Source organism: Sphingomonas sp. CARO-RG-8B-R24-01 (assembly GCF_022662295.1).
Classification (GTDB): Bacteria; Pseudomonadota; Alphaproteobacteria; order Sphingomonadales; family Sphingomonadaceae; genus Sphingomonas.
This window is the reverse complement of record NZ_JAKNQI010000001.1, coordinates 327,250-340,269: the sequence shown is the minus strand read 5'-3', so window position 1 is coordinate 340,269 and position 13,020 is coordinate 327,250. Positions and strand designations below refer to the sequence as shown.

The window sequence follows — 13,020 nt, the reverse complement described above, 5'->3', positions numbered from 1 at the left end:
CCGGGGTGACGCAACTGCGCGCGTCACCCCGGCGACGGCCGGGGCCGCCACGTCGGCACGCGCTACTGCCGATCCAATACCCCACATATAAAGACATCTTTATATTTGATCCGAGCCGCAATCGCGATTAAAGGCGCGGGCATCAACTCAACCGGAGATGCCCCGTGGCCACCGTTCTCGACAAGCCGACCGACTATGTCGTCGCAGACATTACCCTCGCCGATTACGGCCGCGCGGAGATCAACATCGCCGAGACCGAGATGCCCGGCCTGATGGCGCTGCGCGAGGAATTCGGCACGACCAAGCCGCTCAAGGGCGCGCGGATCACCGGTTCGCTCCACATGACGATCCAGACCGCCGTTCTGATCGAGACGCTGACCGCGCTCGGTGCCGACGTCCGCTGGGCGACGTGCAACATCTATTCGACGCAGGACCATGCCGCTGCCGCGATCGCCGCGTCGGGCGTGCCGGTGTTCGCGATCAAGGGCGAGAGCCTCGCGGATTATTGGGACTATGTCGGCAAGATTTTCGACTGGGACGATGGTGCTGGCCAGACCTGCAACATGATCCTCGACGATGGCGGCGACGCGACGATGTTCGCGCTCTGGGGCGCCAAGCTCGAGGCCGGCCATTCGTTCGCCGAGCCCGAGAATGAGGAAGAAGTCGAGATGCAGCGCGCCGTCAAGGCGTTCATCGCGAAGAAGCCCGGCTACCTCACCGAGACCGTCAAGAACATCAAGGGCGTGTCGGAAGAGACCACGACCGGCGTGCACCGCCTGTACGCGATCGCCAAGAAGGGCGAGCTGCCGTTCCCCGCGATCAACGTCAACGACAGCGTGACCAAGTCGAAGTTCGACAACCTCTACGGCTGCAAGGAATCGCTGGTCGACGCGATCCGTCGCGGCACCGACGTGATGCTTGCTGGCAAGGTTGCCACGGTCGCGGGCTTCGGTGACGTCGGCAAGGGTTCGGCGCAGTCGCTCCGCAACGGCGGCGCCCGCGTTCTCGTGACCGAAGTCGATCCGATCTGCGCGCTGCAGGCGGCGATGGAGGGCTTCGAGGTCGTGACGATGGAAGAGGCCGTGACTCGCGCCGACATCTTCGTGACCGCGACCGGCAACGCCGACGTCATCACCGCCGACCACATGCGCGCGATGAAGAACATGGCGATCGTCTGCAACATCGGCCACTTCGACTCCGAGATCCAGATCTCGGCACTGTCGAACTACAAGTGGACCGAAGTGAAGCCGCAGGTCGATCTCGTCGAATTCGACGACGGCAAGCAGATTATCATCCTGTCCAAGGGCCGTCTGGTGAACCTCGGCAACGCGACCGGCCACCCGTCGTTCGTGATGTCGGCAAGCTTCACCAACCAGACGCTGGCGCAGATCGAACTGTTCACCAACCCCGAGCAGTATAAGAACGACGTCTACGTCCTGCCCAAGCACCTCGACGAGAAGGTCGCAGCGCTGCACCTCGAGAAGCTCGGCGTGAAGATGACTCAGCTGACCAAGAAGCAGGCCGATTATATTGGCGTGCCGGTCGAGGGTCCGTTCAAGCCGGATCATTATCGCTACTGAGACCCGGCCAAGGGTTGAGGAATCGTGCTAGAAAAGGCCCGGCGTTTCGCCGGGCCTTTTTTCTTGATCTATGCGGTACATCGACCGCATCCTCTGGGCACGGCGTTGGACCGGTGGTAGCGCGGGCGGCGGCGGAGGAACCGGCAATGCGCCGTCGCGAAGGGGCGGAATGATCGGGTTGGTGCAGAGTTCGCTACTGCTGAGCGGAATTGGATTGGCGGTGCTCCTTACCGGCGCGTCGGTGATCCTCTACGGCGGCTTGCGCGCGCGCCGGGAGGCTGCCGCGACTTTTGCCGAAAACGCGCGCCTCTCCGCCACGCTGGCTTCGGCCCCTGCGCTGGCGATGATCGTCCGCGCGGACGGGCGCGTCGAATGTCCCGAACGGCTGGCCGACTGGTTCGGGCTGACAAGCCCCCCGCGGTATCTGAACGACCTTTCGGTCCATGGGGCCGGGATCGCGCCCGAGGATTTCGCGCTGCTGGGACAGGATGTGGCGGCGGCGCAAAAGTCGGGCCGCGCCTTCTCGCGCGCGATCCGTGCGCTCGGCTCGTCGCGCGCGCTGATGATCCGCGGCAGTCGCGCCGCGCGCGATGTCCGTGTGCCCGGGGGCGTGATGCTCTGGGTCTTCGATGCGACGGACAGCGAGGCGGAGATCGTGCGGCTGCGCAAGGCGGTCGACGATGCCAACGTGCATTATGAAGAACTGAGCGGCATCATTCAGGCCGCACCGATGCCGATGTGGTATCGCGGCGCCGACCTGCGGCTGGCGATGGTCAATTCGCACTATGTCGATGCGGTCGAGGGCAGTTCTCCCGAGGACGTTGTGCAGCGCGGGCTCGAGCTGGTCGAGGGATCGGGCGTCGGGGGGCCGCTTGCCAGCGCGGTGACGGCGCGCGACGCGAAGGCCATCCAGACGCAGGCCCTTCCCGCCACGATCCGTGGCGAACGGCGCATGCTGCGGGTCTACGATGCCCCGCTGTCGACCGGCGGCGTAGCCGGATTTGCGATCGATATCGAGGATCTCGAACAGGCGCGCGCGCAGCTCAAGCGGTTCGACGATGCGCAGCGCGCGATGCTCGATCGCGTTTCGGCGGCGGTGGTGCAATTCGGTCCGGACCGGGCACTCGTTTTCTGCAACCAGCCGTTCCGCCGAATTTTCGCGATGAAGCCCGAATGGCTCGCGGACCGCCCGGAGTTCGACCGCGTGCTCGAACGGATGCGCGAGGCGTCGCGCCTTCCCGAGGTCCGCGACTTTCCGGGCTGGAAAAGCGAGCGGCGCGACTGGTTTCTGGCCGCCGGCGGCGCGATCGAGGAAGAATGGCATCTGCCGGGCGGCGTCCACCTGCGCGTCGTGGCACAGCCGCTCCCCGACGGCGGCCTGCTGCTGATTTTCGAGGATCGCACCGAACAGGTCCAGCTGGCCAGCGCACGCGATACGCTGCTGCGGGTCCGGACGGCGACCTTCGAAAATCTGTACGAGGCGCTCGGGGTGTTCGCGGCGGACGGCCGGCTGCAATTGTGGAACAACAAGTTCCGCACGCTGTGGGGCTTCGAGGAATCGTTCCTGGCGACGCATCCGCGGGTGGATGCGCTGGCGGAGGCGGCAGCCAGGCAGCTCGCCAATCCCGCGCGCGCCGCGCTTATCGGCGACCTCGTGCGTGCGGCGACGGTCGAGCGGCAGCAACGGGCCGGGCGTGTGGGCTTTGCCGACGGGCGACACTATGAATTTGCCGCAGTGCCCTTGCCCGACGGTAACGGGCTTTTCACGATGCTCGACATTTCGGACAGCCGCCGCATCGAACGCGCGCTCCGCGACCGTAACGAGGCGCTGGAGGCGGCGGACCAGATCAAGACCGCGTTCGTCGCGACGATGAGCTACGAGTTGCGCACCCCGCTGACCTCGATCAGCGGGTTCGCCGAAATGCTCAACGAAGGCTATGCGGGCAAGCTCAGCAAGGCGGCGGAGGGCTATGTCGAGGCGATCCTCGAGTCGGTCGAGCGGCTCGGCATGCTGGTCGACGAAGTGCTCGACCTCACCCAGGCTGAAGGTGGCACGGTCGTGCTCGACAAGCGCGACGTCGATTTCGTCGTGACGGCACAGGCGGCAGCGGCGTCGGTCGCGCCGCTTGCGGCGAAACGGAAGCTGGATTTCGTAGTCGACCTGCAGCTTTCGACCGGCAACGTGTTCGGCGATGCCCGGCGGCTCCAGCAGATGATCGAACATCTGCTCCGGCATGCGGTGGCGGGAACGCGCGAGGGCGGCCGAATCCTGTTGCGCGCGGATGGCACGGCGGCGGCGGTCCGGTTGATCGTTTCCGATGACGGCATCGGGATGAGCCAACAGATGGTCGCGCGGGCGTTCGATCGGTTCGGCCAGCCGGGCATCACGCGCAACGGCGAACGGGCGCTAGGGCTCGGCCTCCCGCTTGCGCGCCAATTCGTGGAAGCGCACGGCGGGACGATCGAGCTGGTGTCCGAGCCGGGGCAGGGTACGCTGATCACCGTGGCCTTGCCGCGGCGCTGAGGTTCAGGGAGCGCGTCGCCCGGGTAGGGTGAGGCGGGGACCGGCGGATCTGCCTTGCTTGCGACCAGAATGCCGCCATGACCGCAATCGACCCGTCGTCGAAGGACCACTGAGATGATTCTCGCAGATGCTGCCCGGACCGAAGCGCTCGGTGCGCGCCTGGCGGCGCTTGCCCGCCCGGGTGATGTCGTGACGCTGGCAGGGCCGCTTGGCGCGGGCAAGACGAGCATTGCGCGGGGCCTGCTCGCGGCGCTCGGACTGGTCGGCGAAGCGCCGTCACCGAGCTTTGCCATCGTCCAGCCTTATGCGCCGCCCGAGGTGCGATTCCCGGTTCTGCATGTCGATCTATATCGGATCGAGGATGCCGGCGAGCTCGACGAGCTCGGCCTCGATGACGCGGAAGGTGATTCGCTGCTGGTGATCGAATGGCCCGAGCGGGCGGCGGGCTATTGGCCCGATGCGCTCGCCCTGACGCTTGCGATCGAAGAAGACGGGCAGCGTCGCTTGACAGCCGACGTTCCGCCGGGCTGGAGGGAGCGATGGCAGCAGATATGACTCCCCCGCCCGCCGCCGCCGCGTTCCTTGCCGCGAACGGATGGCGCGATGCGACGATCGAACCCGTTGCGGGCGACGCCTCTTTCCGGCGCTATTTCCGTGTGATTGCCACGGGGCGCAGCGCGATCCTGATGGATGCGCCGCCGCCGCAGGAGGATCCGCGGCCGTTCCTCGACATCGCGCGCTGGCTGAAGGGACGCGGGTTCGCGGCGCCGGCGATCCATGCTGCCGATCTCGATGCCGGGCTGGTGCTGCTCGAGGATTTCGGTGACGTGCGGATGCGCGAGACGATCGATGCTGCCCCCGGACGCGAGATCGCGCTCTACACGTCGGCGATCGACATCCTCGTGCGGCTGCAGCGCGAGGATCCCGCCCCGGTCCCGCGCTACGATCTGGCAGTGCTGCACCGGGAGGCCAATCTGCTGACCGAATGGTATTGCCCTGCGGTTGGGGTCACGCCGGACCAGGCGGCGTATGACCAGGCGTGGGCTGCCGTGCTCGGCACGACCTTGCACGGAACCATGGTCACCGTGTTGCGCGATTATCATGCCGAAAACCTGATGCTGCTGGGCGATGACGACGCGCTCGGCCTGCTCGATTTCCAGGACGCGCTGGCGGGGCATCCGGCGTACGATCTGGTGTCGCTGCTGCAGGATGCCCGGCGCGATGTGGAACCGGCGGTCGAGGCGCGGATGCTTGCGCAATATCGCGCCGCGACCGGCGCCGGCGAGGATTTCGACGTGGCCTATCACGTCCTCGGCGCGCAGCGGAACGCGAAGATCGTCGGCATCTTCACGCGCCTGTGGCAGCGCGACGGGAAGACCCGCTACGCCGCTCTGTGTCCGCGGGTCTGGCGGTATCTCGACCGCGATCTCGCGCATCCTGCACTCACACCGGTCAAGGCCTGGTTCGATGCGACGATCCCGCCTGACCTGCGCGGTAACCCAATGGAGCTATCCGCGTGACCAACCGCAAGCGTACGTTGCACATCCGGCCCGATCCGGGCGGGGCGGTGCCCAGGACGGCCATGGTGATGGCCGCCGGGCTGGGCAAGCGGATGCGCCCGCTCACCGCGACCCGTCCCAAGCCATTGGTGGTGGTCAACGGACGGGCATTGATCGACCATGTGTTCGACCGGCTCCGGGCGAGTGGTGTCGAACGGGCGGTGGTCAACGTCCACTATCTCGCCGACACGCTGGAAGCGCATTTGCGCAACCGCGTGGCGGGGATCGACGTGGTCGTATCGGACGAACGCAAGCAATTGATGGAGACCGGCGGCGGGATCGTCCAGGCGCGCGACCTGATTGGGGATGCGCCGTTCATCGTGGTCAACAGCGACAACCTGTGGGTCGATGGACCGTCGGACGCGATCCGGATGCTTGCGGCACGGTGGGACGATGCGACGATGGACGCGCTGCTTCTGCTGGTGCCGCTGGCGCGGGCGAACCACCACGACGGGCAGGGCGACTTCCGGCTTGCCGCGGACGGGCGGATCACCGGCCGCCGCCAGCCGGGAAAGCTCGCGCCGTTCGTCTATACCGGGGTGCAGATCCTTTCGCCGCGCGTGATCGCGGACTGGCCGGAAGGTCCGTTCTCGACGATGCTGTTCTGGGAGCGGGCGATCGCCGCGGGGCGCGCTTACGGGCTGGTGCATCAGGGTTTGTGGTTCGATGTCGGCACCCCGGCCGCGGTCGGAAAGACCGAGGCGATGCTGGCGGATGGCTGAGCCCGTCCGGCCCAAGGTCTTTACGATTCCCGCGCATCGTGCATTCGCCGATGCGCTGGCGACGGGGCTGATCCGACAGTTCGGCCCGACGGCGCACGGCGATGACCTGGCGCTTGCGCGCGGGCTGGTGTTGTTGCCCAACAATCGCGCCAAGCGTGCGCTGACCGACGCATTCGTGCGCGCCAGCGCGGGCGGCCTGTTGCTGCCGCGGCTGGTCGCGATCGGTGATCCCGCACTCGATGACGGCGTCGGCGCAGCGCTCGATCCCGCCGACTCAGACCATGCGATCCCCCCGGCGGTCGAGCCGTTGCAGCGCCGGATGATCCTTGCGCGGTTGATCGGCGAGGAACGCGCAAGGAGCGGACAGCCAGTCGATGCGGCCGAGGCGGTGCGTCTGGCAGGTGATCTCGCGCGGACGCTGGATCAGCTGCTTGTGGAGGACATCGCCCCGATTCGTTTGCGCCAGATCGAGCTCAACGATGCGATGTCGGCGCATTGGGAACGTGCGCTGGCGCTGTTCGAGATCGTGCTGGATCGTTGGCCGGCCGAACTCGAACGGATCGGGCGGATCGATCTGGCGGACCGGCGCGCCCGGGTGTTGCGCCGACTGGCGGACCGGTGGGACGTCGCTCCGCCGTCCGGGTTCATCTGCGCCGCGGGGATTACCGACAGCGCACCCGCGGTCGCGCGGCTGCTGCGCTGCGTCGCCGACCGTCCGCGTGGCATGGTGGTGATGGCGGACCTCGCGATCGGGATGGACGAAGCGGAGTGGCAGGCACTCGGACCCCACCGGGCCGATCCCGACACGGGGATCACGCGCCGGTCAATCGAAACGCATCCGCAATTCCATCTCAAGCTCCTGCTCGACCGGATGAGCGTCAACCGCACCGAGGTGCGCCAGTGGCGCGACGGTAGCGATCACGACGCGACCGTTGCGCGCGGCAAGGCGGTCGCCAATGCGCTGGCGACGGCGGAGGCGACCGCGCGCTGGGCCAGCCTGCCGGCGGAACAGCGCCGGCTGGGCGGGATCACCGCAGCCGAACTGGCGACCCCCGGCGAGGAGGCGCAGGCGATCGCGCTGGCGCTCCGCGAAGTGGCCGATACGCCGGGTCGCACCGCCGCGCTGGTCACGCCGGATCGTGCCCTGGCGCGACGCGTTTCGGCGCATTGCAAGCGGTGGGACATTACGGTGGACGACTCCGCCGGCCGCCCGTTGTCGATCCTGCCGCCGGGCACGTTGCTGACCGCGCTGGCAGAGGCGGCGACGCAGCGGTTCGCGCCGCTCGCGTTGCTGACGTTGCTGAAGCATCCGCTGGTGCGATCAGGGCCGCTGCGGACCGCGTGGCTGGATGGCGCGCGCGCGCTCGACCGCGTGCTGCGGGGGCCACGCCCGGCGGCGGGGCTCGCCGGGATCGATGCCCATTTGCGACAGTCGCGTCGGGCGGGGGATGCGATCGCCTGGTGGCCCGAGGCGCGCGCGCTGCTGGAGCCGCTCGAGCCGCTGTTCGCCCGCGACGCACCGCTCGCGCCGTTGATCGCCGGGCTGCGGGAGACCGCGCAGGCGCTGTGCGGCGACGCCTTGTGGGCGGGGCCAAACGGCCGCGCCGCTGCAGAATTGCTGCGCAGCATCGAGGATCATGCGGCGGACGGTCCGCTGCGGGTCGATCCGGCCAGCATAGCGCCGCTGTTGACGACGTTGATGGGGGAAGTCGCGGTCCGCGCGCAATTGGGCGGGCATCCGCGCATTGCGATCTACGGGCTGATCGAGGCGCGGTTGCAGACCGCCGACGTGATGATCCTCGGCGGGCTCAATGAAGGGACATGGCCCGGCCTGCCAGCACCCGACCCATGGCTCGCGCCGCGGATCAGGATCGAGCTCGGCATGCCCGGGCTCGATCGCGGCGTCGGCATGGCGGCGCATGATCTCGCGCAGGCGCTCGGGGCGCCGAGCGCGCTCATCACCCGTGCACGGCGCGGCGGCACGCAGCCAGCGATCGCGTCGCGCTTCTGGCTGCGGTTGCAGGCGCTGGCGGGCGAACGCTTCGAACGGGCTTCTGCGCTAGAGGGCTGGGCCCGCGCGCTCGATGATCCGCGCGAGCATCGCCCGGCGGAGCGCCCGGCGCCGGTGCCGCCCGCCGATCGGCGCCCGACGACGATTGCGGTGACCGATGTCGACCGGCTGAAGGCCGACCCCTACGCCTTCTACGCCAAGCGCATCCTCGGTCTGGTGCCGCTCGACCCGGTCGACGCCGATCCGAGCGCGGCATGGCGGGGCACGGCGGTCCACGCGATTCTCGAGCAATGGGCGCGCGAGGACAAGTGTGCGCTCGATTCGCTCCACGGTCGCGCGCTGGCGATGTTCGATGGCGCGCACCCGATGCAGCGCGCGCTCTGGCGCCCCCGGTTGATGGAAGCGATCACCTGGATCGTCGCCGAGATGGGCAAGCAGGCGGATGCCGGTCGGAGCGTGCTGGCGGTCGAGCAATCGGGCAAGGTCGCGATCGCGGGTGTCACGCTGACCGGCAAGTTCGACCGGATCGACCGCAACCCCGACGGAAGCCTGGCGATCATCGACTATAAGACCGGCAAGGCACCATCCGCCGCCGCGGTACGCGAGGGGTTCAGCCTCCAGCTTGGCCTGCTCGGGCTGATCGCCGAGCGCGGCGGGTTCGAGGATATCGCGGGCATCGCGCGCGGGTTCGAATATTGGTCGCTGACCAAGAATGGCGAGGCGTTCGGCAAGGTGTCCTCCCCGGTCGATCCGGCGGGCAAGCTGGACAAGGTGCTGCCCGAGGATTTCGTGACGCTGGCGGCGCGGCATTTCAGTGACGCGGCGGGTGAGTGGTTGACGGGCATGCGCGGGTTCGAGGCGAAGTTGCATCCGGATTACGCGCCGTTTGCGGAGTATGATCAGCTGATGCGGCGGGACGAATGGTATGGGCGTGAGTAATAATGCGGCGCTCCCTGCGGCACCCTTCTGTCCGTTCGTTTGGGTTGGAGCGGTTTTGAGGAGGGGCGTTTCCCGCCCGAACGCTTCCCCGGCGAAGGCCGGGGCCCATTCGTGCTGGTCGAGGTTGGGCAATGCTGCGTTCCGTAACAACCCACGCGCTGCTGGGCCCCGGCCTTCGCCGGGGAAGCGTGTAGGGGGAGCGGGGAAGCGCAACGATGTGGGGAGCGCCCCGCGATGAGTGAACCCAAGGGCCACCGCCCGCTCCCGATCCTCAAGGACCAGCAGGCGCGCGCGAGCGATCCCGCAGGCCATGTGTGGCTGTCCGCCTCGGCGGGCACGGGCAAGACGCAGGTGCTCACCGCGCGCGCCTATCGGTTGCTGCTGCGCGGGGTCGATCCGGCGGCGATCCTGTGCCTGACCTTTACCAAGGCCGGCGCGGCCGAGATGGCGGGGCGGATCGGCGACCGGCTCGCGGCCTGGGTGCGGATGCCCGATCCGGATCTCGCGAGCGACCTGCACGCGCTGGGCGAGGACCCGTCGCGCGCGCTCAAGCAGCGTGCGCGCACGCTGTTCGCGCGCGTGCTCGACGCGCCGGGCGGCGGGATCCGGATCCAAACGATCCACGGCTTCTGCCAGAGCCTGTTGTCGGGCTTCCCCGTCGAGGCGGGGCTGGTCCCCGGCTTTCGCCCGATCGAGGCGCGCGAGGAAGCGGTGCTGGCGCGCGATGCGCTCGCCGAGATGCTCGTCGCCGCCGAAACCGAAGGCCGCGAGAAGCCGATCAGCACCGTCGGCGCGCTCAGCCTGCGGCTAGGGGAAGGGGAGGCGGAACGCTTCCTGCTGGCGTGCGCCCGCGCGCCCGGCGCCATGGCGGAACTGCCCGCGGGGGACGGCGTGGCCCCGTTCCTGCGGCGCGCTTTGGGACTGCCGACCGGTGATATCGACGCCGTGATCTGCGAAGCGTGCAGCGACAGCGAGTTCGACGTGGACGCCGTTGCACGGCTTGCGGCGGCAAACCGCGCCTGGGGCACTGCAACCGGCGGCAACCATGCCGATATCGCAGAATGCTGGATCGAGGCGACGCCCGCGATGCGCGCGACGATGCTTGGCGACCTGATCGGGGTGCCGTTCACCGCGAAGCGCGAGCCACGCAAATATTCACCCAAGCTGATCGCCGCGGACGACGATTATGCAGGCATCGCGATCGAAGTCGGGGAGGCCTGCGCCGCCCTGCTCGGCCTGCGCGAGCGTGCCGCTTATGCCGACCTGCTCGCCGATGCGCTGATGGTCGGGCGCGATTATGCCGCGACCTATGATCGTGCCAAGCACCGGCTCGGCGCAGTCGATTTCGACGATCTGATCCGCGCGACGATCGCGCTGCTGCAGCAGCCGGGCATGGGCGAATGGGTCCGCTACAAGCTCGACCAGGCGACCGAACATGTCCTGATCGACGAAGCGCAGGATACCAACCCGGAGCAATGGGCGATCATTCGCGCGCTCGCCGAGGAGTTTTTCGCCGGCGACGGGAGCCACGACGGCGGAGTCCGCACGCTGTTCACGGTCGGTGACTTCAAGCAGGCGATCTTCGGTTTCCAGGGGACGGATCCCAGATATTTCGGCGCGGCCGAACTCGATTTCGGGCGTCGCGCGGAAGCCGCCTGGGAGGCGGACAGCGCGGAGCGGCTGCGCACCGGCGAGATGCGCGCGCGGCCGTGGAACCGGCTGTCGCTGACGCAATCCTTCCGGTCCACGCGTCCGGTCCTCGAATTCGTCGATACCGCGATGGACCTGTTGCCCGAACCGGGGCTCGGCCTGTTCGTCGAGCGCGAGCGCCATGCGAGCGAAGTGCCGGGGCCGGGCACCGTAAGCCTTTGGCCGCTCGTCGTCGCAGGTGGCAGCGAGGAAGACGAGGAAAGCTGGATCAGCGATTCGACCCGCGCGCTTGCGATCCAGATCGCCCGGACGATCAAGGGCTGGGTCGGTACGCTGATGCTCGAGAGCAAGGGCCGCACGCTCCAGCCGGAGGACATCATGATCCTCGTCAAGCGGCGCGGCGAACTCGCCTCGCTGATCGTCGCGCGCCTGTACGCCGAGGGCGTGCCGGTCGCGGGAGTCGACCGGTTGCGGCTCAACGCGCCGTTGTCGGTGCAGGACCTGCTCGCCGCGATCCGCTTCGTGTTGCAGCCCGAGGACGACCTGTCGCTGGCGTCGCTGCTCGTCTCGCCCTTGATCGGCTGGAGCCAGGATCGGTTGATGCAGGCGGCCCCAAAGCGGGCGGTCAGCCTGTGGCGGCATGTGGCGCGCACCGAACCGCGCGAAGACCTGGCGCCCCTCTTCGCCATGCTGGACCGCGCGGATATCGCGACACCCTATCAGTTTCTCGAGGAGCTGCTGTCCGGACCGCTCGGCGGCCGGCGCAAGCTGTTGCGCCGGCTCGGGCAGGAAGCGCGCGATCCGATCGAGGAGTTGCTGAGCGCGGCGCTCGACTTCGAATCGCTCGGCACGCCGTCGTTGCAGCGTTTCCTCGACTGGTTCGATCGTGGCGAGGTCGAGATCAAGCGTGATCCGTCGGCGCCGCTCGACGCGGTCCGCGTGATGACCGCACATGGCGCCAAGGGCCTGCAGGCGCCGCTGGTGATCCTGGCCGACGCGGCGGTCGACCCGACGCGCTCGCCACGCGCGACGCTCAAGTGGCGGGCGGGCGACATGGCCAACGCGCTGCCGATCATCCGTCCGCGCAAGGGCGAGGCGACCGGGCCGCTCGCCGAACTGGTCGACGATGCGGCGGCGCGCGATCTCGAGGAGCATTGGCGGCTGTTCTACGTTGCAGCCACCCGTGCCGAGGAACGGCTGATCATCGCCGGGTCGGTCGGGCCCAGCGCACAGGGCCAGGCGCCCGAATCGAGCTGGTACGCCGCGGCCGATCGCGCGATGACCGCGCTCGCGCTGCCCGCCGAAACCGCGCCGCGCGATTTCATCGGGCATCATCCGGAGAAGCCGGTTCCTCCGACGCGCACGCGTGCCGACGGGACGCGCGATCCCGTCGCAATTCCCGATTGGGCGATGCGCGTCGCTCCGGTCGAATCGCGCCCGCCGCGCCCGCTCGCACCGTCGTCGCTCGGCGATGATGCGGTGACGGACGCGCCACCGACCCCGGCGATGCGCGACGCCGCCGAGCGGGGACGGCTGATCCATGCGCTGTTCGAACGCCTGCCACCGGTCGCGCCGTCCGATCGTGCGGCGGCGGCGGACCGCTGGCTCGAGCGGAGTGGTGCCGTCGCCGATCCCGCCACGCGCGCGGCAATCGCGGCGCCGGTATTGGCGGTGCTTGGCGACCCCCGGCTGGCCGAGGCGTTCGGCGAGCGGGCGCTGGCCGAGGCGCCGATCGCAGCGGTGCTGCCAGACGGGTTCGTGGTTTCGGGTACGGTCGACCGGCTGCTGGTCGACGCCGACCGGATTCGCATCATCGATTTCAAGACCGGGCGCAGCGTGCCCGCGACGGAAGACGCGATCCCGACCTACCATCTCCGGCAGATGGCGGCCTATGCCGCCGCACTCGGCGTGATCTTTCCGGGGCGGACGATCGAGGCGGCGCTGCTCTACACCAGCGGCCCGACGCTGCACCTGTTGTCGGCCGCCACCCTGGCGGCGAACAAGCCCGGCTTCGCCACCACGGAGCAAAGCTAGC

At 68.6% G+C, this 13,020-nt stretch carries 7 protein-coding genes; all 7 read left to right on the top strand.

Features of this window, described 5'->3' with window-relative positions:
• Positions 1-164 precede the first annotated feature (164 nt).
• Positions 165-1,580 carry an adenosylhomocysteinase gene (gene ahcY / locus L8G49_RS01485; protein WP_242182017.1) on the top strand — a complete coding sequence of 472 codons (1,416 nt, stop codon included), beginning with the start codon at positions 165-167 and terminating at the stop codon, positions 1,578-1,580.
• A gap of 169 nt (positions 1,581-1,749) precedes the next feature.
• Positions 1,750-4,104 (top strand): PAS domain-containing sensor histidine kinase, encoded by a 2,355-nt coding sequence (locus L8G49_RS01480; protein WP_242137205.1) that lies wholly within the window; start codon positions 1,750-1,752, stop codon positions 4,102-4,104.
• 114 nt (positions 4,105-4,218) lie between these two features.
• Positions 4,219-4,659, top strand: a complete 441-nt coding sequence (gene tsaE, locus L8G49_RS01475) for a tRNA (adenosine(37)-N6)-threonylcarbamoyltransferase complex ATPase subunit type 1 TsaE (RefSeq protein WP_242137204.1) — start codon at positions 4,219-4,221, stop codon at positions 4,657-4,659.
• Complete coding sequence (locus L8G49_RS01470) at positions 4,656-5,624, top strand: phosphotransferase (RefSeq protein WP_242182808.1); 969 nt, start codon at positions 4,656-4,658, stop codon at positions 5,622-5,624. The genes tsaE and L8G49_RS01470 overlap by 4 nt, the downstream gene beginning before the upstream one ends.
• Positions 5,621-6,385 (top strand): nucleotidyltransferase family protein, encoded by a 765-nt coding sequence (locus L8G49_RS01465; RefSeq protein WP_242182015.1) that lies wholly within the window; start codon positions 5,621-5,623, stop codon positions 6,383-6,385. The genes L8G49_RS01470 and L8G49_RS01465 overlap by 4 nt, the downstream gene beginning before the upstream one ends.
• Positions 6,378-9,335 carry a double-strand break repair protein AddB gene (gene addB, locus L8G49_RS01460; protein ID WP_242182013.1) on the top strand — a complete coding sequence of 986 codons (2,958 nt, stop codon included), beginning with the start codon at positions 6,378-6,380 and terminating at the stop codon, positions 9,333-9,335. Before L8G49_RS01465 ends, addB begins: the two co-directional genes overlap by 8 nt.
• A 234-nt stretch (positions 9,336-9,569) precedes the next feature.
• Positions 9,570-13,019 (top strand): double-strand break repair helicase AddA, encoded by a 3,450-nt coding sequence (addA, locus tag L8G49_RS01455; protein ID WP_242182011.1) that lies wholly within the window; start codon positions 9,570-9,572, stop codon positions 13,017-13,019.
• Position 13,020 lies beyond the last annotated feature (1 nt).

Bases quoted from the DNA above. Each gene is read 5' to 3' on its own strand.
- L8G49_RS01480 (WP_242137205.1), top strand. From the start codon at position 1,750: ATGATCGGGTTGGTGCAGAGTTCGCTACTGCTGAGCGGAATTGGATTG.
- tsaE (WP_242137204.1), top strand. From the start codon at position 4,219: ATGATTCTCGCAGATGCTGCCCGGACCGAAGCGCTCGGTGCGCGCCTG.
- L8G49_RS01470 (WP_242182808.1), top strand. From the start codon at position 4,656: ATGACTCCCCCGCCCGCCGCCGCCGCGTTCCTTGCCGCGAACGGATGG.
- addB (WP_242182013.1), top strand. From the start codon at position 6,378: ATGGCTGAGCCCGTCCGGCCCAAGGTCTTTACGATTCCCGCGCATCGT.
- addA (WP_242182011.1), top strand. From the start codon at position 9,570: ATGAGTGAACCCAAGGGCCACCGCCCGCTCCCGATCCTCAAGGACCAG.